Raw genomic sequence first — 25455 nt, forward strand, 5'->3', positions numbered from 1 at the left:
ATCTTCCAATCGCGTGAAGCCTTTTTCCGTCTATCTGCTCCGTTGCGCGGACGGCTCCTACTACGCAGGCCACACCGACGACCTGGATGCGCGCCTGCAGCAGCATGTCGCCGGCCGGATCGGCTACACCGCCACGCGCAAGCCGTTCACGCTGTCGTGGCAGGGTGAGTTCGAGACGCGTGAAGCTGCGCTGGCCTTCGAACTGCGGATCAAGGGATGGTCGCGGGCGAAGAAAGAGGCGCTTGCGCGGGGGGATTGGATAGCGATCCAACAGGTGGCGCGCTCGCGAACGCAAGGAAGTGCTGATTGCGGTCCGTGTCAGACGGCGAACCCGGATCCCGGCCCGAGCCCTCAATCCGTTCGCCCTGAGCTTGTCGAAGGGCAGAACAGCGCGCAGGCGGAGGTCGTGCCCCGGCTTCGACAGGCTCAGCCCGAACGGACTTGGGGCGGCCATTCACGGCAAGCTCAGCCCGAACGGATTGGGGGCGACCAGTCAGGGCGAGCTCAGCCAGAACGGACTGGGGACGTCGATGCGGCCACGCATCCGACAAACTCGTCAGCCGAGACAGCCCCATGACCCAGGCGCGTCCTCTGCACCTTGACGCCATCCTGCACGGCGCCACGCCGATGGCTCAGCGCCGCGCCATGGCCAAGGCCATCACGCTGCTCGAATCGACCCGGGCCGACCACCGCGCCCAGGCCGACGAACTTCTCACGGCGCTGCTGCCGCACACCGGCCACAGCTTCCGCCTCGGCATCTCGGGCGTCCCCGGCGTCGGCAAGTCCACCTTCATCGAGGCCCTAGGCCTGCACCTGATCGACCAGGGTCACCGCGTGGCAGTGCTCACCATCGACCCGTCGTCTACCGTGTCCGGCGGCTCCATCCTGGGCGACAAGACGCGCATGGAGCGCCTGTCGGTGCACGAGCAGGCGTACATCCGCCCCAGCCCATCGTCGGGCACGCTCGGCGGCGTGGCGGAGAAGACGCGTGAGGCCATGCTGGTCTGCGAAGCTGCCGGCTACGACGTGGTGATCGTCGAGACCGTTGGCGTGGGCCAGAGCGAGACGGCCGTGGCCGGCATGACCGACATGTTCGTGCTGCTGCAACTGCCCAACGCCGGCGACGACCTGCAGGCCATCAAGAAGGGCGTGATGGAGATCGCCGACCTGGTCGTCATCAACAAGGCCGACATCGACGCCGATGCCGCCACCCGGGCCCAGGCGCAGATCACCTCGGCCCTGCGGCTCTTCGGCCACCACGGCAATCCGCAGCATGCGCAGGCCCTGCACGACGCCCACACCGGCGCCGAAGTGCGCCACTGGTTGCCACGAGTGATGCAGCTCAGCGCGCTGACGGGCGCGGGCGTGGACCGCTTCTGGGCCGCCGTGACCGAGTTTCGCCAGCTGCAATCCGCCAATGGCCGAATGGCCGCCCGCCGCGAGAAGCAGGCCCTGGCCTGGATGTGGGAGCGCATCGAGGCCGGCCTGCGCCAGGCCTTCCGCCAGCATCCGCAGGTGCGCGACAAGCTGACCGGCGTGTCCGCCGAGGTGGCCGCCGGCCAAGTGGCTGCATCCACCGCCGCGCGCCAGCTGCTCGCCCTGGCCGCGGAGCCCCCATCCCCCCAATCCCGGACGGCGAACGATGCGCCGCCCGCCTCATCCCCAACCGACAGGACACCATGAAGGACATCCTCGAAGAACTCGAACGCCGCCGTGCGCAGGCGCACCAGGGCGGCGGCCAGAAGCGCATCGACGCGCAACATGCCAAGGGCAAGCTCACGGCGCGCGAGCGCATCGAACTGCTGCTGGACGACGGCACCTTCGAAGAATGGGACATGTTCGTCGAGCACCGCTGCACCGACTTCGGCATGGCGGACAACAAGATCCCCGGCGATGGCGTGGTCACCGGCTACGGCATGATCAACGGCCGCCTCGTGTTCGTCTTCAGCCAGGACTTCACCGTCTTCGGCGGCGCGCTGTCCGAAGCCCATGCCGAGAAGATCTGCAAGGTGATGGACCAGGCGATGAAGGTGGGCGCGCCCGTCATCGGCCTGAACGACTCGGGCGGCGCGCGCATCCAGGAAGGCGTGGCCTCGCTCGGCGGCTATGCCGAAGTGTTCCAGCGCAATGTGATGGCCTCGGGCGTGGTGCCGCAGATCAGCCTGGTGATGGGCCCCTGTGCCGGTGGGGCGGTGTACTCGCCCGCCATGACCGACTTCATCTTCATGGTGAAGGACTCCAGCTACATGTTCGTCACCGGTCCCGAGGTGGTGAAGACGGTGACGCATGAGAACGTGACGGCCGAGGAGCTGGGCGGCGCCATCACCCATACCACCAAGAGCGGTGTGGCCGACCTGGCCTTCGAGAACGACGTGGAGGCGCTGATGATGCTGCGCCGCCTCTACAACTACCTGCCGCTTTCCAACCGCGAGAAGCCGCCGGTTCGCCCCAGCGGTGACCCAGCCGACCGCGCCGACCGGTCGCTGGACACGCTGGTGCCCGACAACCCCAACAAGCCCTACGACATGAAGGAGCTGATCCTCAAGGTCGTGGACGACGGTGACTTCTTTGAGCTGCAGCCCGACTATGCCAAGAACATCGTGATCGGCTTCGCCCGCATGGAAGGCCAGAGCGTGGGCATCGTCGCCAACCAGCCGCTGGTGCTGGCCGGTTGCCTGGACATCAAGAGCTCGATCAAGGCCGCGCGCTTCGTGCGCTTCTGCGATGCCTTCAACATCCCGGTCGTCACCTTCGTGGACGTGCCCGGCTTCATGCCCGGCACCAGCCAGGAGTACGGGGGCATCATCAAGCACGGTGCCAAGCTGCTGTACGCCTACGCCGAATGCACGGTGCCGAAGATTACCGTCATCACGCGCAAGGCCTACGGCGGTGCCTACGACGTGATGGCGTCCAAGCACCTGCGGGGCGATGTCAACCTGGCCTGGCCGCGCGCCGAGATCGCGGTGATGGGCGCCAAGGGCGCGGTGGAGATCATCTTCCGCGAGGAGAAGAAGGACCCGGAAAAGCTGGCAGCCCGCGAGGCCGAGTACAAGGCCCGATTTGCCAACCCCTTCGTCGCTAGCGCACGCGGCTACATCGACGATGTGATCCTGCCGCACGAGACCCGCAAGCGCATCTGCCGCAGTCTGGTGATGCTGCGCGAGAAGAAGCTGGAGAACCCGTGGCGCAAGCACGGGAACATTCCTCTCTGACCGCGATGCAAACGAGGAGCACACCATGACCCTCAGCCTCTACTACCACCCGTACTCGCGGGCCGCAGGCACCCTCTGGGCGCTGGAGGAAGCCGGCGTCGACTACGACCTGAAGGTCGTCGACATCATGAAGGGCGAGCAGAAGGGCCCCGAGCTGATGGCGAAGAATCCCATGGGCAAGCTGCCCACGCTGGTGGACGGCGATGTCGTCGTCACCGAAGCGGCCGCGATTGCGCTCTACCTGGCCGACCGACATGCACCACATCTGGCGCCTGCACTGGACGATCCGCAGCGCGGCACCTATCTGCGCTGGTCGCTCTTCGCGCCCAGCGTGATCGAGCCCGCCGTGATGGCCAAGCACTCGGGCTGGACCGTCAAGGAGATGTCGGCCGGCTGGGGCAGCTTCGAGGCCATGCTCAGCGCGGCGGAGGGCGCCATCGCAGGCAAGGACTTCGTGCTGGGCGAGCGCTTTTCCATGGCCGACGTCGTGTTCGGCGGCACGCTGCGCTTCATGATCGCCTTCAAGCAGATCGAGCCGACGCCCGTGTTCGCCGACTACGTGCGGCGCCTGGACGCCCGGCCCGCCTTCCAGCGCGCCGAGGCAAAGAACGCGGCCATGCGCCAGTCGCTGGGTCTGCAGTGAGCAGTGCCCCATCGCAACGCCAATACAACGGAGCAGCAGTGTTCAAGAAAATCCTGATCGCCAACCGCGGCGAAATCGCGTGCCGCGTCATCAAGACGGCCCGCAAGATGGGCATCAAGACCGTGGCCGTGTACTCGGACGCGGACCGTGACGCGCGCCATGTGGAACTGGCCGACGAGGCCGTGCACATCGGCGCCGCGCCCTCGCGCGAGTCCTACCTGATGGCCGACCGCATCATCGAGGCCTGCCAGAAGACCGGTGCCGAGGCCGTGCATCCGGGCTACGGCTTCCTGTCGGAGAACGAGTCCTTCGCCAAGCGCGTGGAAGAAGAGGGCATCGTCTTCATCGGCCCCAAGCACCATTCCATCGCGGCGATGGGCGACAAGATCGCCTCCAAGAAGCTCGCGAACGAGGCCAAGGTCAACACCATCCCGGGCTACAACGACGCCATCGACACGGCCGAGCAGGCGGTGGAAATCGCCAAGGGCATCGGCTATCCGGTGATGATCAAGGCCAGTGCCGGTGGCGGTGGCAAGGGGCTGCGCGTCGCCTTCAACGACAAGGAGGCGCTGGAGGGCTTCACCTCCTGCCGCAATGAGGCGCGCAATTCCTTCGGCGACGACCGCATCTTCATCGAGAAGTTCGTGGAGCAGCCGCGGCACATCGAGATCCAGGTGCTGGGCGACAGCCAGGGCCATGTGATCTACCTGAACGAGCGCGAATGCTCCATCCAGCGGCGCCACCAGAAGGTGATCGAGGAGGCGCCGTCGCCCTTCATCAGCGATGCGACGCGCAAGGCCATGGGCGAGCAGGCCGTGGCGCTGGCCAAGGCGGTCAACTACCAGTCGGCCGGCACGGTGGAGTTCGTGGTCGGCAAGGACCAGGACTTCTATTTCCTGGAGATGAACACGCGCCTGCAGGTGGAGCATCCGGTGACGGAGTGCATCACCGGGCTGGACCTGGTGGAGCTGATGATCCGCGTCGCGGCCGGCGAGCCGCTGCCGCTGACGCAGGCCGACGTGAAGCGCGACGGCTGGGCCATCGAATGCCGCATCAACGCGGAAGACCCGTTCCGCAACTTCCTGCCGTCCACGGGCCGGCTGGTGAAGTTCCAGCCGCCGGCCGAGTCGCTGTCGGCCTCCGAGCCGAACGCGCCCGATGCCTATGGCGTGCGCGTGGATACGGGGGTGTACGAGGGCGGCGAGATCCCCATGTACTACGACTCGATGATCGCCAAGCTCATCGTGCACGGGCGGGACCGGGCGCATGCCATCGCGCTGATGCGCGAGGCGCTCAACGGCTTCGCGATCCGCGGCATCCACAGCAACATTCCCTTCCAGGCGGCGCTGCTGGCGCACCCCAAGTTCGTCAGCGGCGACTTCAACACCGGCTTCATCGCCGAGCACTACGGCCATGGCTTCCGAGCCGAGGACGTGCCGCATGACGACCCCGACTTCCTGGTCGCGCTGGCGGCCTACGCGCACCGGCGCTACCGTGCACGTGCTTCGGGCATCAGCGGTCAGCTGGCGGGCCATGGCGTGAAGGTGGGCGAGCAGTTCGTGGTCGTCACGCTCGGGGCGGATGGCGAACATCGCCACACGCCGGTGAGCGTCACCGACTTCCAGGGTGCGACGGGCGCGAGCGCCGTGCAGGTCGGTAGCCGCAGCTACCAGCTCGAAAGCCGCTCGCCGCTGGGCGGCATCCGTGTCGAGGGGCGCGTCAATGGCCAGCCCTTCACCGCGCAGGTGGAGCGAGGCGCAGGCAAGAACCCGCTGGCCCTGCGCGTGCAGCACAACGGCACGCAGATCGAGGCCATGGTGCTGTCGCCGCTGGGTGCGCGGCTGCAGTCGCTGATGCCCTACAAGGCGCCGCCGGACATGAGCAAGTTCCTGCTCTCGCCTATGCCCGGCTTGCTTGTGGACGTCGCCGTCAAGGAAGGCCAGCAGGTGCAGGCTGGCGAGAAGCTCGCCGTCATCGAAGCCATGAAGATGGAGAACGTGCTCTTCGCGGCCCAGGACGGCGTGGTGGGCAAGATCGCCGCGGCAAAGGGCGAATCGCTGGCAGTGGACCAGGTGATCCTGGAGTTCAACTGAGCCGGCGGCGCGTCGGTCCACCAAGGAATATGCCAATGAACAAGGAACGTCCGTTCAAGGTGCTGGGCGTCCAGCAGATCGCCATCGGCGGTGCCGACAAGCAACGCCTGGCCACCCTGTGGGTCGACATGCTGGGGCTGGAGGTGACTGGCACCTTCCGCAGCGAGCGCGAGAACGTCGATGAAGACATCTGCGCCATCGGCAGCGGCCCTTTCAAGGTTGAGGTCGACTTGATGCAGCCGCTGGACCCCGAGAAGAAGCCGGCCGTGCACGCGACGCCGCTCAACCACGTGGGGCTGTGGATCGACGACCTGCCGCGCGCGGTGGAATGGCTGACGGCGCAGGGCGTGCGCTTCGCGCCCGGCGGGATCCGCCGCGGTGCGGCCGGTTTCGACATCTGCTTCCTGCATCCGAAGGGCAGCGACGAGTTCCCCGTCTCAGGGGAAGGCGTGCTCATCGAATTGGTGCAGGCGCCGCCCGAGGTGGTCAACGCCTTCGGCGCGATGGCGGCGGCTGCGACGGGCGACTGAGCGGCGTCGGCTTCGCCGGCACGCCGGTGAGCGCGGCCTGGGCCGACTTCAGGTGCCCGGGCGACGTCCCAGGGCCAGCACGCCTGCCAGCAGCCACATGCCCCCGCCGCAACCGCGGTTGAGCCATCGCAGGCTGCGCTGGGACATCCACCGCACCGCCTGCGTACCGGCACCGGCGTAGGCGAGCATCAGCAGCAGGTCGATACCGATGAAGATGCCGCCCAGGAGGGCGTACTGCGGCACCTGTGATTGGCGCACGTCGACGAACTGGGGGAGGAAGGCGGCAAAAAAGAAGACGGCCTTGGGGTTCGAAAGTGCCACGGCCAGGCTTCTCAAAAGGGCGAGGCCGCGCTGCGCATCGTCCTGGGGCGTGCGTGCCAGCGCAGTGCGCAGATCGGGCGTCGGCGCGCGCCACATCCTCAAGCCCAACCACGCCAGGTAGAGCACGCCGGCCACGCGCAGCCCTTCGAACAGCCAATGGGAGGCCGCCAGCAGGGAACCCAGTCCCAGTGCGACCACGGCGATGACCGTTGCGCTGCCGAGGCAGGCGCCCGCGATCCCCCAGGCCGCCCGACGCATGCCGCCGAGCATGCCGTTGGACAGGGCCAGCAACATCGTCGGGCCTGGTGTGGCCGCAATGGCCACGCAGGCCAGGGCGTAGAGGATCAGGGTTTGCGCAGTCATGGTTCGTCAGCCGTGGGAGACCTCGGCTGGTCTCGCGCCGCCCGCGCCCTTGCGAGCGCTGCTTCGACGATCCGGCGCTTTCGCGCGTCGGCGGCTTCGGACATCTGGGCTGCAGCCGGCGATGTGTCGGCGCAGGTCGCTGCTGCGACCTCCGCGGCCGCCGGCTGGACTTTGGCACGGGCTTCAAGGCGACTCAGTCGTGCGGCGTAGCGTCGCCGGGCATGATCGGCCTGCTCCTGCGACCACGCAGCCCAGCCGCCAGTGCCGGGCGTGACCACCTCCAGACCGATGCAATCGACAGGGCAGACCGGCACGCACAATTCGCAGCCCGTGCAATGGACCTCGATGACGGTGTGCATGCGCTTGTGGAAGCCGAGGATGGCATCCGTAGGGCACACCTCCAGACAACGCGTGCAGCCGATGCACCACGCTTCATCGATCACGGCCAGGCTCCGCGGACCTTCCTCGCCGCATGCCGGGTTCAGCGGTCGTTCTTCACGCCCGAGCAGTCCCGCCAGACGCCGCATGCCCTCGACGCCCCCTGGCGGGCAGCGGTCTATGTCCGCGCTGCCGTCTGCCAGCGCGGCCGCATAGCCGGCACAGTCCGGATAGCTGCACCGGGTGCACTGCGTCTGGGGCAGGGCGTCGAGCAGGCGGTCGGCGAGTGAAACGGCCATCCGCAAAGGAGTCCCGCTCAGGCCTTTGTCGCCCGACGCGGCGCGGACTTGCGGGCAGGCGCGGCCGCCACAGTCTCGGCGGGCGCCGCCTTGGCAGCCTTGCGCGCCGGGGTCGGCGATGTCGCCGCCTTGCGTGCCACGGCCGTTCGCGGCGCAGCGGGTGCCCGCGTCGGTGCGGACGCCGGTACCGCGACGTGTTTGGCGGACACCGGTGCAACGGGTTCTGCACGCGCTGGCGTCGCAACGGCATTGCTACGGCGCACGTCTTCGGCCGCCAGCGGCGTGTCGTCGCGCTTCTGCGGCGCATCGTGGGTGGCGATGAAGGCGCGCACCTTCGGATAGACCATGTCGCGCCAGCGGCGGCCGCTGAAGATGCCGTAGTGGCCGGCACCCTGCACTTCGAAATGCTCGCGGTGCTCGGCGGGGATCTGTGTGCACAGGTCGTGCGCAGCGCGCGTCTGGCCCGAGCCCGAGATGTCGTCCAGTTCACCCTCGACCGTCAGCAGAGCCGTGGTTCGGATGTCCTGCGGACGCACGCGCTCGATGGCGCCGTCCTCGTTGCGAACGTCCCAGGTGCCGTCGACCAGCTTGAACTCCTGGAAGACCGTGCGGATGGTTTCAAGGTAGTAGTCCGCATCCATGTCGAGCACCGCGTTGTACTCGTCGTAGAACTTGCGGTGGGCCTCGGCGCTGGCGTCGTCGCCCTTCACCAGGTCCTTGAAGTAGTCGTAATGGCTGGTGGCGTGGCGGTCGGGGTTCATCGCCACGAAGCCGGTGTGCTGCAGAAAGCCGGGGTACACCCGCCGGCCTTCGCCTGGAAAGCCCTGAGGCACGCGATAGATGACGTTGTTCTCGAACCACTCGAAGCTCTTGTTCATCGCCAGGTTGTTCACGGCGGTCGGCGAGCGGCGTGCGTCGATGGGCCCACCCATCATCGTCATCGTGAGCGGCGTGGTTTCGCCGCGGCTGGCCATCAGAGAGATCGCAGCCAGCACGGGCACGGTGGGCTGGCAGACACTCATGACGTGGCAGTTGCCGTATTCGGCCTGCACGTGGCGGATGAATTGCTCCACGTCGTTGATGTAGTCGTCGAGATGGAATTCGCCCTCCGACAGTGGGACCGTGCGCGCGTTCTTCCAGTCGGTGATGTAGACCTTGTGGCCCTGCAGCATCGTGCGCACCGTGTCGCGCAGCAGCGTCGCGTAATGGCCAGACAGGGGGGCCACGATCAACACGACGGGCTGATTCTTGAGCGTGTTCAGCACCTCCGGGTCGTCGGTGTAGCGCTTGAAGCGGCGCAACTGGCAGAAGGGCTTGTCGACTTCGACGATTTCGTGGATGACCACCTCGGCGCCGTCCACCTGGACGGATTGGATGCCGAACTCCGGCTTCTCGTAATCCTTGCCGAGACGGTAGATGAGGTCGTATCCCGCGGCCACACGCTGGGCCATGGGCAACTGGCTGAACATGGAGCCGTTGCCGTAGAGTTTGGACACAGCACGCGCGAAGTCCGCGAAGGGCTCCATCAACGAGCGCTGGGCTTCATAGAGGTGATACAGCATGATGTTGAGAGGCGCAAGTTTCGCTGCGCCGCAATATAGCAGCGGGTCCTGACGCGAAGGTGGGGCACTGCCCGCGGCTGCGCTCGTGCCGTGCGACGCAAGTCGCAGAAGGCAGGGTAAAGCGCAGGTGCGGGCGGTCGCGTCTGTCAGGGCGCCAAGGCGCTCAGCTTCCGACGTAGCGCCCGGGGCGATGATTGACCCAGAGAAAGCCGCCCATCACCACGGCGCCCAGGATGGACGAGCCGACGCGGGAGGGAGCGACCACGAACAGCGCGGCCATTAGCACGGCGCAATCGATGACCAGTTGCACCTTGCCGGCGCGCCAGCCTCGACGCTCCTGAAAGTAGAGCGAGACGATGGTGGCGCCCCCGAGGCTGGCCCGGTGCCGGGCCAAAAACAGGCAGCCCGTCCCCAGCAACAAGCCCCCAAAGACCGCGGCAAATGCAGGATGCAGGGCCTGGATCGACACGAATCGCGGCGCGAACTCGGTGAGGACGGACAGCAGAAGCACCGCGGCAAAGGTCTTGAAGGTGAATTCACCGCCCATCCGCTTCCAGGCGAAGCCGTAGAACGGCAGGTTCAGCAGAAAAAAGGTCTGGCCCAGTCCCATCCCGGTGGCGTAGTGGAGCAGGAACGCGGCACCGGCAGTGCCGCCGGTGAGCAGGCCCGCCTGCCCAAACAGCACCAGCGCCATGGCGACGAACAACGTGCCGGCGCACAGGGCCTGGAAGTCTTCGAAGCGGGAATGGCGCAAGGACGTCGAGTAATGGGGACTGGGGATGTCCATATCCCAATGCTACGCAAGAAGCAGGCCGCGCCGCAGACAACCGCGGGCGCAGTTTCCATAGAGGGGTGTGTGCGTATGTATGCGGTGCGTCACGCCGTGACAGACACGGCCTTCAAGACCCTGGGCGGTCACGCCGCGAGGGATGGCCCGTCGCGCTGACAGCCATTGGGGCTTCATTCCTGGGCATAGCGGCACGGACCGCGAGAACACTGGGTGCATTCCTGCTCAAGAGTGCCTTGTGGCACTGCCTACCCAGGTGACCGACTACTGCCGCAAGGAGTCTGACCGTGATGCTGCAAGCCTCTGCCCGCTTATCGATGATGAGTACCCCGCCCGCTGATCCCGCGGAAATGCCAGTGCAGCCGGACCGTGGTACCCCGCCCACTCCGGGCCAGCAACCGCCGTCTCCGGTACTCCCGGCCATGCGTGGAAGGGTGTCGCTGCGCATGCGTGTTCACCACTCCTTCATGCGGGCCGCAGCGTTTCGCTGGCGCACGCTTTAACGATCGCCCAGAAGTAGCAGGGGGCGGCAGCCCTATCAGCTGCCCCGCCCTAAGGCAAGCGTGCCGCCTATTGCCGACCAGATGCCTGTCAGCCCGAGGACCGGCGAGCGTGCGGCATTAATATCCTTCCCATCCCGCCGTGAGGCGGATGTCGTTGTCGGCACGTTGCCGATGTCCTGAATACGAGGGAAGGTATTCCATGTCCGTTACCCAAAACCTTGAAGCTGCGGCCAACGCAGTGGTCGAAGACCTTGCCAGCGATGTCCGGGGCGTCCTGTCCAACAAGGATCTTGAAGCGGTGCCGCAGCTCAAGGCGCTGAAGCAGCGTGTGGACACCAAGCTCGCCATTGCGCGTGAGCTTGCCGCCGAAAAAAGCAAGGTCGCCGCCAAAAAGGCCAAGGAAGCTGCGCAGACGGCCAATGCCTATGCCCACGACGAGCCGTGGCAGATTGCCGGTGCTGCCCTCGCGGTCGGCGTTCTGGTGGGTCTGCTGATCGGCAACCGCCGCTGATGTCGCACTTCGTGTGTCGCCGGCTTGGCCGGGCAGAAAAGCGCGCGTATGAGCCGGCTCCTTGAGATGCTGGGGCTGGGGCCCCGGCTGCGGCGTTGGAAGGCGGCTGGCGCTGAGGCTGCCCTGGGTGTCCACCACCGCGCACAGCTCGCCGGCATCGCATGGCACGAGGCACGCACGCCGCTCGCCCAATCCGCATTCCTGTCGGTCGTGCTGGCACTCGTCAGCGTCATCGCCGGTGTCGTGCTGTCCGGCGCAGTGGTGGTGCACTACTGGGACGGGCCTTTACGCGTTCGCGCGGCGTGGTGGGTGGCGATTGCCTGGGCTGTGGTCTGGGCTGCGCTTCTCGCCTTGCTTCTGGCACGCGTCCGGCGCACCACGCAGGCCGTCCTGCCGCTGACGCAGGAGTTGCGGCGTGACCTTTCGGGCACCGACGCGCAGGCGTCTTCGACGATGCCCGGTCCTGTCGAGATGGCGACGATGCGGGAAGAAGTGCTGGCGCGCATCGCCGAGCAGCGGGCCCGGCGTGCGTTGGTGCAAGAGCGCCGAGCGGCAGCGCAGGCCGAAGCGGCCGCACGCGCCTCCGCCCGGCCACCAAGCCAGCCTCTGTCCGCGACTGCCGTGCGGATTGCACGTGAGCATCCCTTGGCCACCGGCGCCGCGGCGGCTACCGTCGTGGCCGTGCTGGGGCCACGGCGGCTGCTGCGCTGGGCGGGATGGGCGCTGCCCCTGCTTTGGAAGTTGCGCTGATCGGCGCCGGCGCTGGGCCTGGCGCCGATCCGAGGCGCCCTGGCCCAAACCGGGTCAGCGGCTCTTGCGCAACGCGGTGGCCACTTCCGTGACCAGCGAGGGGCCTCGGTAGATCAGTCCCGTGTACATCTGCACGACGTCCGCACCCGCTGCGAGTTTGGCCTGGGCGTCGTTGCCATTGAGGACGCCGCCGACACCAATGATCGGAAAGCCCGGGCCGAGCGCGGCCCGCAGCTGGCGGATCACGCGATTGCTGGCGTCGCGGACGGGTGCCCCCGAAAGCCCACCAGCTTCCTGCCCGTACGGCAGGCCTGCCACGGCATCGCGTGCGAGCGTGGTGTTGGTGGCGATCACGCCATCCATGCCCTGGCGCCTGAGCGTGTCGGCAATGACGGCCACCTGGGCCTCATCGAGATCGGGCGCGATCTTGAGAAAGATCGGGGTGCGTTTGCCTGTGCGTTGATGCAACTGGACGCGCCGCTCGGACAGGGTACCCAGCAGTGCGTCCAGCGCCTCGTCACTCTGCAGGCTGCGCAGATTGGCCGTGTTGGGGCTGGAGATGTTCACGGCCACATAGTCCGCCTGCGCATAGACGCCGTCCAGGCAGGCCAGGTAATCGTCGGCCGCCCGCTCGATCGAGGTGCTTGCGTTCTTGCCGATGTTGAGCCCGAGCAGCATCGGGAGGCTGTCCGCGCGCTGGCGGAATCGCGCCCGCTGCACGTTGGTCAGGAAGCTGTCGAGCCCCTCATTGTTGAAACCGAGTCGGTTGATGAGCGCCTCGGCCGCCGGCAGACGAAAGATCCGGGGACGCGCGTTGCCAGGCTGCGGCCGGGGCGTGACAGTACCCACTTCCACGAAGCCGAAGCCCATGGCGGCGAAAGCGTCGATGCAGCGGGCGTTCTTGTCCAGGCCAGCCGCCAGGCCGACTCGGTTGGGAAAGCGCAGGCCCGCCAGTTCGACCGGGTCGTCGACACGCCGCACGGTGTAGAGCGCAGCCAGCGGCGTGTTCTGCGTGCGGGCCAGTTGTCCCAGCGTCAGCTCGTGGGCCGCTTCCGCGTCCATGCGGAACAGAAGGGGGCGGGCGAGGCCGTAGAGGCCGGTGGCGGGAGCGGGCATCTGATAATTCGCGTTTTTCTCGGACAACCCAGGATTCTCCCCGATGCCCAATGCCGCCATGACCCAGGATGAACTCAAGGCCCAGGTGGGCCGCGCCGCCCTCGCGCATGTGGTGCGCGGTGAGATCGTGGGCGTGGGCACCGGCTCCACGGTGAACAAGTTCATTGAGGCGCTGGCGACGATCCGCGACGAGATCAAGGGGGCGGTGTCCAGCTCGGAAGCCTCCACCGAACGCCTCAAGGCCCTGGGCATTCCGGTGTTCGACAGCAACGAGGTCGATGAACTCGCGGTCTATATCGATGGCGCGGACGAGATCGACGGGCGTGGTTACATGGTCAAGGGTGGTGGCGCCGCCCTCACGCGCGAGAAGATCGTCGCCGCGCAGTCGCGCCGCTTCGTCTGCATCGCCGATGCGTCCAAGCGCGTGGACGTGCTCGGCCGCTTTCCGTTGCCGGTCGAGGTGATCCCGATGGCAGTCCGGCGCATCTCGCGGCAGTTCGCCGCCCAGGGTGGGACGGCGTCGCTGCGCATGAAGGATGGCCGGCCGCTGGTGACGGACAACGGTCAGCACATCCTGGATGTGACCGGCCTGTCGATCCGCGAGCCCCTGGCTTTCGAATCCGAGGTGAACCAGTGGCCGGGCGTGGTGACGGTGGGCATCTTTGCGCACCAGAAGGCCAGCCTTTGCCTGCTCGCCACATCCGACGGCGTGCAGACGCTGAGCTACTGAGACGCTTGGCGCTGCGCGCAGCCGCTCAAAAGCGAATACCGGCGGGATTGGATGGCGTCGGTCCCGTGGCTGGCGGCTCGACCCGCGCGGGCGCCGGTGCTGTGGCGGCGGGCGGGGGCGCCGGCCCGGCCAGGGGGCGCGCGGCCGGCGGGCTGTAGCCGGGCGGCAGCCCATTGCTCCTGGGATAGCCGGCGGCATTCAGGTATTGCGACCAGTCCCCGTCGGCGAAGCCGCGAAGTTGCTGGGCGCCGATCGTCAGCAGCGGCAGCCCCGTCTGGCCGCTGAGCTGCTGGAGCGCCTCGATGTCGCGGCTTCCGTCCACCGTGCGTTCCCTGAATGGAACACCACGGGCACGCAGCATCGAGCGGCCTTCGTCGCACGGTGCACAGTTGCGTTGCGTGTACAGGGTCACCGGGTAGCGCTGCACCACCTGCCTGAGTTCGAAGGGCAGGCCGTCCGCCCCCGTGTCGACTTCGTTGGTGGGCGGTGCTTCCACTGGACGTGCCGCGGTGGAGGGGGGCTTGTCCGAGAAGGTCACGCGGCCTTGCGCGTCGACCGAGCGATAAAGCGTCTGAGTGGCCACCGTCGCCGACCACCCCGCCACGGACAATGCGGCAGCGACGGTCAGGGCGACCCTGCTCGGCACGCAGGCGGCGCGCAGCGCGTTCACGCCAGGGCTTCCTCGGCGAGCGGCTCGCTCATGCCCTGGTGGCGCAGCAGCGCGTCGATGCTGGGCTCCCGTCCGCGGAAGGCCTTGAACGATTCCATCGCGCTGCGGCTGCCACCCGCTTCGAGGATGGCCTCGCGGTAGCGACGCCCGGTCTCCACGCTGGGCAGGCCCTGCGCGTCCACGGTCTCCTCGAACGCGGCATAGGCGTCGGCCGACAGCACCTCGGCCCACTTGTAGCTGTAGTAGCCCGCCGCGTAGCCGCCAGAGAAGATGTGCGTGAAGGTCATGGGCGTGCGGCTGAATTCCGGCGAGGGCAGGACGGCGACTTCGGTCCGCACTTCGTTCAGCAGCGCCATCACGGCATCGGGCTTGGCTTGGCTCGCGTCCAACTGCGTATGCAGCAGCATGTCGAACAGCGAGAACTCGATCTGGCGCAGCGTCTGCATGCCGCTCTGGAAGTTCTTCGCCGCGATCATCTTGTCGTACAGCGCCCGGGGCAGGGGAGCGCCGGTGTCCACATGGGCCGTCATGTTCTGCAGCACGTCCCATTCCCAGCAGAAGTTTTCCATGAACTGGCTGGGTAGCTCCACGGCATCCCACTCCACGCCGCTGATGCCCGAGACGTCATGCTCGTTCACCTGCGTGAGCATGTGGTGAAGGCCGTGGCCGAACTCGTGGAAGAGGGTGATGACATCGTCGTGCGTGAGCAGCGGCGGCTTGCCGTCCACGCCCTCGGCGAAATTGCAGACAAGGTGAGCCACCGGTGTCTGCAGCCGCTGGTCATCCGGGCGCAGCCAGCGGGCGCGTACGTCATCCATCCATGCGCCACCGCGCTTGGCGGCACGGGCGGAAGGATCCAGATAGAACTGACCCACCTTCTGCACGCCCTGCGGCGTCTGCCGCTCGATGCGGTAGAAGACCACGCTGGGGTGCCACACCGGCGCCTCGTCGCGGCGGATCTGCACCTCGAACAGGTTCTGCACGATCTTGAACAGCCCGTCGAGCACCTTGGGCGCCGGGAAGTAGGGCTTGACCTCCTGCTCGCTGAATGCGTAGCGGGCTTCCTTGAGCTTCTCGCCGATGTAGCTCCAGTCCCAGGGTTGCGGATCGGCGATGCCGAGTTCGCGGCTGGCGAAGTCGCGCAGCTGCACCACGTCGCGCTGGCCGTAGGGCTTGGCCTTGGCCGCCAGGTCGCGCAGGAAGCCGATCACCTGCTCGGGCGATTCGGCCATCTTGGGCACGACCGACAGTTCGCCGAAGTTGCGGTAGCCGAGCAACTGCGCCTCTTCCTGGCGCAGCTTGAGGATCTCGAGAATGAGCGGGGTGTTGTCGAAGGCTGCATCGCCGAACTCGCTGGCGCGGGTGACGTAGGCGCGGTACAGACGCTCGCGCAGTCCGCTGCTGCGGGCGAACTGCATCACCGGGAGGTAGCAGGGCATCTTGAGCGTGAGCTTGTAGCCGGCCTTGCCTTCGGCTTGCGCCGCGGCGCGCGCGGCGGCGATCACATCAGCGGGGACACCGTCCAGCTCCGACAGCTCGGCGTAGTACGCAAAGGCGTCCGTGGCGTCCAGCGCGTGCTCGCTGAACTTCTGGCTCAGCTCGGCCTGGCGTTCCTGGATCTCGGCATAGCGGTCCCGCGCGGCGCCCCGCAGTTCGGCACCGCCGAGCACGAAGTTGCGCATGGCATTCGCGTGGGCCTGGCGCTGTTCGCCATTGAGCGTGGCCACGTCGATCGCCTTGTACTTGGCATAGAGGCGCTCGTCGGCGCCCAGGCGCGTCCAGAAGGCAGTGACGCGCGGCATGGCCTCGTTGTATGCGGCACGCAGCTCGGGCGTGTCGGCGACGGCGTTCAGATGGCCGACGGCGCCCCAGGCGCGGCCCAGACGCTCGGTGGCCACATCGAGCACGCGGGCGATGGCGCCCCATTCGGCAGGAAAGTCGGGCGCCGTGACTTGCTCCAACGCCGACTCGGCCTGCTGGAGCAGATCGTCGATGGCGGGCGCCACATGTTCGGGCCGGATGCGGTCGAACAGAGGCAGGTCGGAGAAGTCGAGCAGCGGATTGGAGGTCATGCTGCTGATTTTGAGGCAAAGCCCGGGGCTTCAAGCGCCGGACCTCGCCATGGCCGCGATGAAGGCCGGCTATTGAGCGCCGACCTCAGCGTCCTGTCAGGCTGCGGCGGCGCGCTCGGCCGACTCGACGGTGTTGACCAGCAGCATGGTCACCGTCATGGGGCCTACACCACCGGGCACCGGCGTGATCCAGCCGGCCACCTCCTTGACTGCGGCGAAGTCCACGTCGCCGCAGAGCTTGCCCTGCTCGTTGCGGTTCATGCCCACGTCGATGACGATGGCGCCGGGCTTGACCATGTCGGCCGTCACCGTGTTGCGGCGGCCCACGGCGGCGACCACGATGTCGGCCTGGCGCACATGGTGCGACAGGTCGGCCGTGGCGCTGTGGCAGATGGTGACGGTGGCGTTCTTGGCCAGCAGCATCAGCGCCATCGGCTTGCCCACGTTGTTGCTGCGGCCGATGACCACCGCGTGCTTCCCCTTGATCGGCACGCCGGTGCTCTCCAGCAGCTTGATGCAGCCATAGGGCGTACAGGACCAGAAGCCCGGCAGGCCGGTCATCAGCGCGCCGGCGCTGGCGACGTGGAAGCCGTCCACATCCTTTTCGGCCGCGATGGTCTCAATGACCTTGTCGGCATCGATGTGCTTGGGCAGTGGCAACTGCACCAGGATGCCGTGGATGGACGGATCGGCGTTGAGGGCCCGCACCCGTTCCAGCAGGTCCGCTTCCGTCATCGTGGGCTCGTAGCGCTCCAGCACCGAGTGCATGCCCGCCTGCTGGCAGGCCTCGACCTTCTTGCCCACGTACACCTGGCTGGCCGGGTCCTCGCCGACCAGGATCACCGCCAGCCCCGGCGTGATGCCACGTGCCTTGAGAGCGGCGGTGCGCTCGGCCACTTCGGCGCGGATCGTGCGGGCCACGGCATTGCCGTCGATGAGTTGTGCAGTCATGGGTGCAGGCAGGGAAGGGGAATGAAAAACGCCCGCGGCCAGGGCCGAACGGGCGTGACGAGGGAGCGGTGGGGCGTTGCGGCGGCGTCAGGCCTTGGCGGTCTGGCCCAGGGCGATCTTCAGCAGATCGGCCACCGTGTTGGCGTTGAGCTTTTCCATGATGTTGGCGCGGTGCGCCTCCACCGTCTTGATGCTGATGCCCAGGTCGTCGGCTATCTGCTTGTTGAGACGGCCCGCGACGATGCGTTCGAGCACCTGCGATTCGCGGCCGGTGAGCTTTGACAGGAGCGCGTCGCGGCTGGCGGATTGCTGGTACTGCGCGAAGGCGGTGCGGGCATGTTCGAGCATGCGCTCGACCAGCGAGACCAGGGCTTCGTCGTTGAAGGGCTTCTGGATGAAGTCCATCGCACCCTTCTTCATCGAATCGACCGCCATCGGCACGTCGCCGTGACCGGTGATGACCACGATGGGCAGGGGCGACTTGCGCTCGATGAGCTTGTCCTGAAGCTCCAGGCCCGACATGCCGGCCATCCGGATGTCGACGATCAGGCAGGCCACCTCACGCGGGTCGTAGCGGGCCAGGAAGGACTCGGCAGATTCGAAGCAGCGGACCCGGTAGTCCTTGCCTTCAAGCAACCACTGGAGCGAGTCGCGGACGGCCTCGTCGTCGTCCACCACATAGACCGTGCCCTTCTTGGGGATCAAACTCATGCGCTTACCTTTGCCTCTCAGGAAATCGAGGAGCCTGCGCCGGCCTTGCCTGCCGCAGTGGGCGGTTGGCCGGAGGCGGTCCAGTCGGGGGAACGGTCGTCGCTTGCTACGGAATCCGGAGCGCCGTTCACTGGAATCCAGAAGGAGAAACGGCAGCCGACGACCTCCGATCCATTGTAGAGGTTCTCCGCCTGCATCCGGCCGCGGTGCGACTCCACGATGCTGCGGCACAGGTTGAGGCCGATGCCCATGCCTTCGGCCTTGGTGGAGAAGAAGGCTTCATAGAGCCGTTCCATCACCTCCGGCGCCAGGCCCTTGCCCGTGTCCTGCACCGCGAACTCGATGGCTTGCTGGCCCTCGACTTTGCGGGGTACCACCCGCAATTCGACGGTGCGGCGCGCCGGCGGGCGCTGCGCCATGTCGATCGATTCGGCGGCGTTTTTCATCAGGTTCACCAGCACCTGCTCGATCAGGATCCGGTCGACGTGCACCGTGGGCAGGCGTGCCGCGACGTAGTGGTTGAGTCGCACGTTGCGACGCTTGAGCTCGATGCCCGCCAGTTCCACCGCCTCGCCGACCATGGTGGCAACCTCGGACGGCGTGCGATTGGGCTCGCTGCGCTTCACGAAGGACCGGATGCGCTGGATGATCTGGCCGGCCCGCTGCGCCTGCTTGACCGTTTTTTCCAGTGCGCCCAACAGGGCCTCGGTGTCGATCTGCTGGCCGCGGATGCGCGACATCATGCCGTTGCAGTAGTTGCTGATGGCGGCGAGCGGCTGGTTCAGCTCGTGCGCCACGCTCGATGCCATCTCGCCCATGGTGATGAGGCGGCTGGCGGACTGGGCCCGGTCGGCCTGCTGCGCCGCCTGTTCCTCGGCATCGCGGCGCGCGGTGATGTCGGTGGCGATCACCAGCTGCGCGAGCCGGCCATCCACCCAGGTCAGGTAGCGCGACCGCACTTCGAGCCACTTGTTGAGATGGGGCACGAAGATCTCGTTGTTGGCGGGCTGTGCGGCCGTCAGCGCATCGGTGGGCAGTCCGGCCAGCGGGTCGACGTCGTCCAGGTCGTTGGCATGGCTGGGTGAGGGCGCGGCTCCGGCCTGGGCCACCATGCCCAGGTGCCCCACGGTGTCGGAGCCGAACCAGGCGCGGTACATCTTGTTGGCGAACAGCAGTTCCTCGCTGCCCAGGGGTGCCACCGACACCGAGGCGTCGAGCGCCTCCAGCACGGTGGTGAAGCGCTCATGCGACGCCGACAGCTGCTCGCGGATGCGCGTCGGCTCGGTGATGTCGGTCATCGACGTCATCCAGCCTGTCTGGTGACCGTGGGCGTCGACCAGGGGCGACACATAGAGCCGCGCCGGGAAGATGGAGCCGTTCTTGCGCCGTACCCGCACCTGGAAACCGCCCGGCAGCGCGCGGCCGTGGATCTCTTCCTCCAACCGTTCGTTCATCAGCTCGGTGTCGCTTTCGAGCCAATACGGGAAGGGTGGCTTGCGGCCGACCAGCTCCTCCTCGCTCCAGCCGGTCATCGTGCAGAAGGCGGCATTGACATAACTGATGCTGCCGTCCAGATCGAGCACCCGCATGCCGGTGAGCATGGAGTTTTCCATCGCACGCCGGAAGTTGGTTTCGGCCTGCAGCGCCTGCTGCGCCGCCATTCGCCGGCGGGTGTGGCGCCAGGTGCCAACCAGAAGGCCGCTGGTCAGGACCGACAGCGCCGTCACGAGCCAGAACAGCCCGTTGCCGACCAGTCCGAGCGACGTGCGCCAGGCCTGCGCCCGCAACACCAGACTGTTTCCGACGGGCGAAACCGGGACTTCGTACTCGTTCGTCGGTTCGGCCCAGGGCAGCGGCCGGTATTCTGCGGGGCTGCGGCTGTTGGTCGTGGTGCCGGCCAGCAGCTTGCCGGTACCGTCCAGCAGCGAGACGGCGTATTTGGCCGAGACCTCTGGCGGAATGCCATAGCGCAGCAGGCCGTCGACCGAAAACTCTCCGAGGACCGTGCCCGCAAACAGGCCCTGGTCGAACAGCGGAATGTGCAACTGCAGCGCAGCGGTTCGGCCGTCCACGGCCGTGGGCTGCGAATAGACGGGCTGGGCCAGTTCGCGCGCCAGCGCGTAGTGGGTCTCGATGTCGCCGGGCCGAAGCAGGTCGCCGGCCATGTGCTGTTGAGAAGGGGAAACGCTCGGCGAGGCATAAGTCGCGCGCCAGACGCGCCGGTCATCGATCCAACTGATCGCCTGCAGTTCTGGAAACTGGCTGACCAGCGACTCTGCGCGGCTGGTGAATTCGATCGGATCGACTTCGTGATTGCTCGCGTCGCGCGCGAGGCGCATCAACTGTTCCTGCCGTTCCAGCAGCCGCAGTCTCAGCCGCTGCTGCGCGTATTCGACGTCGCGGCGCACGGACTCGCGCTCGCGCTCCAGCTCCTCCGCCCGCAGATACCAGAAGGCCGCCACGATGGCGGCCAGGAACAGCAGTACGGCCGCCATCGGCACCAGCATGGCCACGCTGTCCTGCAGCGGGGGTGTCTGGCGTTTCCACCAGCGCTGCCACCACGACACGAGCGGGAGAGGATGGCCCGCGGTGGGCTCGGGACGAGAACGCATGGCGCGAGTTTAGAAGAGCGCGTCTTTGCAAATTTCCCTGCAATATGGCCTGTGAAATTTCATATAAAGAAATCTCATGGCACCATTTGGAATATCCACTTTTTATGAGACACTGCGCCGCCCGCGCGATGCGGCCTTTCTTCCTCTCTCAATTAACGTACGCCACGTACACACCGATTCAAGGAGACCCGGATGTCGGCCAACCCCGAGAAACCCACTGGCGCCGCAGCGAACGAAGCTGACGTGCAAGAGATGCAGGAATGGAAGGACGCGTTGTCGGCCATCATTCAGAACGAAGGCGCCGACCGCGCGCACGCCCTGCTGGAAGAACTGCTCGAGCACGCCCGCCAGAACACGGTGGACATGCCCTTCTCGGCCAACACCGGCTACGTGAACACCATCGAGCCCAGCCAGGAAGCCCGCAGCCCCGGCAACCTGGAGATCGAACAGCGCCTGCGCGCCTACATGCGCTGGAACGCCATGGCGATGGTGGTCAAGGCCAACCGCCACCATCCGCCCGAAGGCGGCGACCTGGGCGGTCACATCGGCTCCTTCGCCTCGCTGGCCAGCATGTTTGGCGCCGGCTTCAACCACTTCTGGCATGCCGAGAGCGAGAACCATGGCGGTGACCTGCTCTACATCCAGGGCCACGTCTCGCCCGGCATCTACGCCCGCGCCTACCTCGAAGGCCGCCTGAGCGAAGAGCAACTGCTCAACTTCCGCCAGGAAGTCGACGGCAAGGGCCTGTCGAGCTATCCGCACCCCAAGCTGATGCCCGAGTTCTGGCAGTTCCCGACGGTGTCCATGGGCCTGGGCCCGCTGATGGCCATCTACCAGGCGCGCTTCCTCAAGTACCTGCATGCCCGCGGCATCGCCGACACCGCCAACCGCAAGGTCTGGGTCTTCTGCGGCGACGGTGAAATGGACGAGGTCGAGTCGCTGGGCGCCATCGGCCTGGCTGCGCGCGAGAACCTGGACAACCTGATCTTCGTCATCAACTGCAACCTGCAGCGCCTGGACGGCCCGGTGCGTGGCAACGGCAAGATCATCCAGGAACTCGAAGGCGAATTCCGCGGCGCCAACTGGAACGTCATCAAGCTCATCTGGGGCAAGGGCTGGGACGCCCTGCTCGCCAAGGACCACGACGGTGCCCTGCGCGAGCTGATGATGAAGACCAACGACGGCGACTATCAGGCCATGAAGGCCAACGACGGCGCGTACGTCCGCAAGCACTTCTTCGGGCGCGATCCGCGCACGGCCAAGATGGTCGAGAACATGACCGACGACGAGATCTGGAACTTGCAGCGCGGTGGCCACGACTCGCAGAAGGTCTATGCCGCCTTCCATGCCGCCCAGAACCACACCGGCCAGCCCACCGTGCTGCTGGTCAAGACGGTCAAGGGCTTCGGCATGGGCAAGATCGGCGAAGGCAAGAACACGGTCCACCAGACCAAGAAGCTTGGCGACGAGGACATCAAGGCCTTCCGCGACCGCTTCAACATTCCGGTCCCCGACAGTCAGCTGGCCGAGCTGCCCTTCTACAAGCCGGCCGACGACACGCCGGAGATGAAGTACCTTCATGAGCGCCGCAAGGCCCTGGGCGGTTACCTGCCGCACCGCCGCGTCAAGGCCGACGAGAGCTTCACCGTGCCGTCGCTCGACACCTTCAAGGCCGTGCTCGAGCCCACGGCCGAAGGCCGCGAGATCTCGACCACGCAGGCCTACGTGCGCTTCCTGACGCAGCTGCTGCGCGACAAGGCCCTGGGCCCGCGCGTGGTGCCCATCCTGGTGGACGAGGCCCGCACCTTCGGCATGGAAGGCCTGTTCCGCCAGGTGGGCATCTACAACCCGCATGGACAGCAGTACACCCCAGTCGACAAGGACCAGGTCATGTACTACAAGGAAGACAAGGCCGGTCAGATCCTGCAGGAAGGCATCAACGAGGCCGGCGGCATGTCCAGCTGGATCGCCGCCGCCACCTCGTACAGCACGAACAACCGCATCATGGTGCCGTTCTACGTGTACTACTCGATGTTCGGCTTCCAGCGCATCGGCGACCTGGCCTGGGCGGCCGGCGACATGCAAGCCCGCGGCTTCCTGCTGGGCGGCACGTCGGGGCGCACCACGCTGAACGGCGAAGGCCTGCAGCACGAGGACGGCCACAGCCACATCCTGGCCAACACCATCCCCAACTGCGTCAGCTACGACCCGACCTTCGCCCATGAAGTGGCGGTGATCCTGCACCACGGCCTCAAGCGCATGGTCGAGAAGCAGGACAACGTCTACTACTACCTGACCCTGCTCAACGAGAACTATGCGATGCCCGGCCTGCAGCCCGGCACCGAAGAGCAGATCATCAAGGGCATGTACATGGTCAAGCAGGCGCCGGCCCTGGACAGCAAGGCGCCCACGGCGCAGCTGCTGGGCAGCGGCACCATCCTGCGCGAGTCCTTCTTCGCCCAGGAACTGCTGGAGAAGGACTGGGGCGTCGCCGCATCGGTCTGGAGCTGCCCGAGCTTCAACGAGCTGACCCGCGACGGCCAGGACGCCGACCGCTGGAACCTGCTGCACCCGACCGAGACGGCCCGCGTGCCCTTCGTCGCGGAGCAACTGGGCAAGACCACGGGCCCGGTGGTCGCCTCCACCGACTACATGAAGGCTTATGCCGAGCAGATCCGTCCCTTCATCCCGAAGGGCCGCAACTACAAGGTGCTGGGCACCGACGGCTTCGGCCGCTCGGACTTCCGCAGCAAGCTGCGCGAGCACTTCGAGGTGAACCGCCACTACATCGTGGTCGCGACGCTCAAGGCACTGGCCGAAGACGGTGCGGTGCCGGCGGCCAAGGTGGCCGAGGCCATCAAGAAGTACGGCATCAACGCCGACAAGATCAACCCGCTCTACGCGTAATCCACCCCCCGGAACTGAAACGCCTCGAAGGCGGGAGACACGAACATGGCAGCAGTGGAAGTGAAAGTGCCCGACATCGGCGACTTCGATGAAGTCGCGGTGATCGAAGTGCTGGTCAAGCCCGGCGACACGGTCAAGGCCGAGCAGTCGCTGATCACGGTCGAATCGGACAAGGCCTCGATGGAGATTCCGTCGTCGGCCGCCGGCGTGGTCAAGGAGGTCAAGGTGAATGTGGGCGACAAGGTCAAGGAAGGCTCGATCGTCCTGATCCTGGAAGGTGAGGGCGCTGGCGCCCCGGCCGCCGCGGCACCGGCACCTGCCGAGGCCGCCGCGCCTGCTCCGGCTTCGCAAGCCGCACCCGCGCCGGCACCCGCCGCCGCAGCGCCGGCCGCGTCGGGTCCGGTCGAGATCAAGGTGCCCGATATCGGCGACTTCAAGGACGTCGCTGTCATCGAGGTGCTGGTCAAGCCCGGCGACACGGTCAAGGCCGAGCAGTCGCTGATCACGGTCGAATCGGACAAGGCCTCGATGGAGATCCCGTCGCCGGCCGCCGGCACGATCAAGGAGCTCAAGGTCAAGGTGGGTGACACGGTCAACATCGGTGACCTGATCGGTCTGATGGAAGGCGCGGCCGGTTCCGCCCCCGCCGCCAGCCCGGCCGCGCCCGCGCCGGCATCGGCGCCGGCTCAGGCCGCTGCCACCCCTGCACCTGCCCAGGCAGCAGCTGCGTCCGCCGCCGCGGCCACGAGCGTGCCCGCGCACGACCCGACCAAGACGCCGGCCACCGGCCTGCCGCATGCCTCGCCTTCGGTGCGCAAGTTCGCCCGAGAGCTGGGCGTGCCGCTGGAAGAGGTCAAGGGCAGCGGTCCCAAGGGCCGCATCACCCAGGAAGACGTCCAGGGCTTCACCAAGTCCGTGATGGCCGGTGCCACGCAGACCAAGGCGCAGGCAGCCAAGGCCCCGGCCGGCGGCGGCGGCGCTGACGGCGCGGCCCTGGGCCTGCTGCCCTGGCCCAAGGTCGATTTCGCGAAGTTCGGCGCCGTCGATCGCAAGGACCTGTCGCGCATCAAGAAGATCAGCGGCGCCAACCTGCATCGCAACTGGGTCATGATCCCGCACGTCACCAACAACGACGAAGCGGACATCACCGAACTGGAAGCCTTCCGCGTCTCCACCAACAAGGAGAACGAGAAGTCGGGCGTGAAGGTCACGATGCTGGCCTTCGTCATCAAGGCCGTGGTCGCGGCCCTGAAGAAGTTCCCCGAGTTCAACACCAGTCTGGATGGCGACACCCTGGTCTACAAGCAGTACTTCAACATCGGCTTCGCGGCGGACACGCCGAACGGCCTGGTGGTGCCGGTGCTCAAGGAGGCCGACAAGAAGGGCATCGTGCAGATCAGCCAGGAGATGGGCGAACTCGCCAAGAAGGCGCGCGACGGCAAGCTCGGCGCGGCCGACATGCAGGGCGGCTGCATGTCGATCAGCTCGCTCGGCGGCATCGGCGGCACGCATTTCACCCCCATCGTCAATGCGCCCGAAGTGGCCATCCTGGGCCTCTCCAAGGGCCAGATGAAGCCGGTGTGGGACGGCAAGCAGTTCGTGCCGCGCCTGATGCTGCCGCTGTCGCTGTCGTACGACCATCGCGTCATCGACGGTGCCGCCGCGGCCCGCTTCAATGCCTTCCTGGGCCAGCTGCTGGCGGACTACCGCCGCATCGTGCTGTAAGGAGACCAT

Annotated in this window: 21 protein-coding genes; 11 read left to right on the forward strand and 10 right to left on the reverse strand. The window is 66.8% G+C overall.

What is annotated here, in order from left to right; all coding sequences use genetic code 11:
- The first annotated feature begins 13 nt into the window (after positions 1 to 13).
- Genes BXA03_RS05025 through BXA03_RS05050 form a run of 6 tightly spaced genes read left to right on the forward strand, consistent with a single transcriptional unit; the run spans position 14 to position 6478 of the window.
- Positions 14 to 577, forward strand: coding sequence for a GIY-YIG nuclease family protein (locus BXA03_RS05025; RefSeq protein WP_076504524.1), 564 nt, complete (start codon positions 14 to 16; stop codon positions 575 to 577).
- The gene (meaB, locus tag BXA03_RS05030) at positions 574 to 1683 is read left to right on the forward strand and encodes a methylmalonyl Co-A mutase-associated GTPase MeaB (RefSeq protein WP_076504526.1); all 1110 of its coding nucleotides are present in this window, start codon (positions 574 to 576) and stop codon (positions 1681 to 1683) included. The genes BXA03_RS05025 and meaB overlap by 4 nt, the downstream gene beginning before the upstream one ends.
- The gene (locus BXA03_RS05035) at positions 1680 to 3212 is read left to right on the forward strand and encodes an acyl-CoA carboxylase subunit beta (RefSeq protein ID WP_076504528.1); all 1533 of its coding nucleotides are present in this window, start codon (positions 1680 to 1682) and stop codon (positions 3210 to 3212) included. The genes meaB and BXA03_RS05035 overlap by 4 nt, the downstream gene beginning before the upstream one ends.
- Before the next feature lie 25 nt (positions 3213 to 3237).
- Positions 3238 to 3855 (forward strand): glutathione S-transferase family protein, encoded by a 618-nt coding sequence (locus tag BXA03_RS05040; RefSeq protein WP_076504530.1) that lies wholly within the window; start codon positions 3238 to 3240, stop codon positions 3853 to 3855.
- A 38-nt stretch (positions 3856 to 3893) separates the two neighbouring features.
- Positions 3894 to 5948, forward strand: coding sequence for an acetyl-CoA carboxylase biotin carboxylase subunit (locus BXA03_RS05045; protein WP_076504532.1), 2055 nt, complete (start codon positions 3894 to 3896; stop codon positions 5946 to 5948).
- Between the two features lie 35 nt (positions 5949 to 5983).
- On the forward strand, positions 5984 to 6478 hold the full coding sequence (locus BXA03_RS05050; protein WP_143476211.1) for a VOC family protein: 495 nt from the start codon (positions 5984 to 5986) through the stop codon (positions 6476 to 6478).
- 48 nt (positions 6479 to 6526) lie between these two features.
- Here BXA03_RS05050 and BXA03_RS05055 read toward each other — a convergent pair whose 3' ends face one another.
- The 4 genes from BXA03_RS05055 to BXA03_RS05070 form a co-directional block, all read right to left on the reverse strand.
- A complete protein-coding gene (locus BXA03_RS05055) occupies positions 6527 to 7162 on the reverse strand; it encodes a LysE family translocator (RefSeq protein ID WP_076504536.1) in 636 nt (211 codons plus the stop codon).
- A complete protein-coding gene (locus BXA03_RS05060) occupies positions 7159 to 7839 on the reverse strand; it encodes an RnfABCDGE type electron transport complex subunit B (RefSeq protein ID WP_076504538.1) in 681 nt (226 codons plus the stop codon). Before BXA03_RS05060 ends, BXA03_RS05055 begins: the two co-directional genes overlap by 4 nt.
- 17 nt (positions 7840 to 7856) lie before the next feature.
- Positions 7857 to 9401, reverse strand: coding sequence for a polyhydroxyalkanoate depolymerase (locus BXA03_RS05065; protein WP_076504540.1), 1545 nt, complete (start codon positions 9399 to 9401; stop codon positions 7857 to 7859).
- Positions 9402 to 9564: 163 nt separating this feature from the next.
- On the reverse strand, positions 9565 to 10188 hold the full coding sequence (locus tag BXA03_RS05070; RefSeq protein WP_076504542.1) for a YitT family protein: 624 nt from the start codon (positions 10186 to 10188) through the stop codon (positions 9565 to 9567).
- Between the two features lie 702 nt (positions 10189 to 10890).
- On the opposite strand from BXA03_RS05070, the gene BXA03_RS05075 reads away from it, so the two are divergent.
- Positions 10891 to 11202, forward strand: coding sequence for a glycine zipper domain-containing protein (locus BXA03_RS05075; protein WP_076504544.1), 312 nt, complete (start codon positions 10891 to 10893; stop codon positions 11200 to 11202).
- A gap of 48 nt (positions 11203 to 11250) precedes the next feature.
- Positions 11251 to 11952, forward strand: a complete 702-nt coding sequence (locus BXA03_RS05080) for a hypothetical protein (RefSeq protein WP_076504547.1) — start codon at positions 11251 to 11253, stop codon at positions 11950 to 11952.
- Between the two features lie 54 nt (positions 11953 to 12006).
- On the opposite strand, the gene BXA03_RS05085 is transcribed toward BXA03_RS05080, so the two are convergent.
- Positions 12007 to 13068, reverse strand: a complete 1062-nt coding sequence (locus BXA03_RS05085) for a quinone-dependent dihydroorotate dehydrogenase (RefSeq protein ID WP_076504549.1) — start codon at positions 13066 to 13068, stop codon at positions 12007 to 12009.
- Between the two features lie 58 nt (positions 13069 to 13126).
- Here BXA03_RS05085 and rpiA point away from each other — a divergent pair, with 58 nt between their 5' ends.
- A complete protein-coding gene (gene rpiA / locus BXA03_RS05090) occupies positions 13127 to 13798 on the forward strand; it encodes a ribose-5-phosphate isomerase RpiA (RefSeq protein WP_200803332.1) in 672 nt (223 codons plus the stop codon).
- A gap of 25 nt (positions 13799 to 13823) precedes the next feature.
- Here the strand turns inward: rpiA and BXA03_RS05095 are convergent, their stop codons facing one another.
- From BXA03_RS05095 to BXA03_RS05115, 5 genes are all read right to left on the reverse strand, one after another.
- A complete protein-coding gene (locus BXA03_RS05095; protein ID WP_234983593.1) occupies positions 13824 to 14468 on the reverse strand; it encodes a glutaredoxin family protein in 645 nt (214 codons plus the stop codon).
- A complete protein-coding gene (locus BXA03_RS05100; protein ID WP_076504553.1) occupies positions 14465 to 16540 on the reverse strand; it encodes a M3 family metallopeptidase in 2076 nt (691 codons plus the stop codon). Before BXA03_RS05100 ends, BXA03_RS05095 begins: the two co-directional genes overlap by 4 nt.
- A 96-nt stretch (positions 16541 to 16636) precedes the next feature.
- A complete protein-coding gene (gene folD, locus BXA03_RS05105) occupies positions 16637 to 17491 on the reverse strand; it encodes a bifunctional methylenetetrahydrofolate dehydrogenase/methenyltetrahydrofolate cyclohydrolase FolD (RefSeq protein ID WP_076504556.1) in 855 nt (284 codons plus the stop codon).
- Positions 17492 to 17578: 87 nt separating this feature from the next.
- Positions 17579 to 18202 carry a response regulator transcription factor gene (locus tag BXA03_RS05110; RefSeq protein WP_076504559.1) on the reverse strand — a complete coding sequence of 208 codons (624 nt, stop codon included), beginning with the start codon at positions 18200 to 18202 and terminating at the stop codon, positions 17579 to 17581.
- A gap of 17 nt (positions 18203 to 18219) precedes the next feature.
- Positions 18220 to 20814, reverse strand: coding sequence for a PAS domain-containing sensor histidine kinase (locus BXA03_RS05115; protein ID WP_076504562.1), 2595 nt, complete (start codon positions 20812 to 20814; stop codon positions 18220 to 18222).
- A 192-nt stretch (positions 20815 to 21006) separates the two neighbouring features.
- Here BXA03_RS05115 and aceE point away from each other — a divergent pair, with 192 nt between their 5' ends.
- Positions 21007 to 23721: a pyruvate dehydrogenase (acetyl-transferring), homodimeric type gene (aceE, locus tag BXA03_RS05120; RefSeq protein WP_076504564.1), complete on the forward strand. Its 2715-nt coding sequence runs from the start codon at positions 21007 to 21009 to the stop codon at positions 23719 to 23721.
- A gap of 45 nt (positions 23722 to 23766) precedes the next feature.
- Entirely contained in the window at positions 23767 to 25446 is a 1680-nt protein-coding gene (gene aceF, locus BXA03_RS05125; protein WP_076504566.1) for a dihydrolipoyllysine-residue acetyltransferase, read from the forward strand.
- Positions 25447 to 25455: the final 9 nt, after the last annotated feature.

It is taken from the genome of Pseudacidovorax sp. RU35E, from assembly GCF_900156165.1.
Classification (GTDB): Bacteria; Pseudomonadota; Gammaproteobacteria; order Burkholderiales; family Burkholderiaceae_C; genus Xenophilus.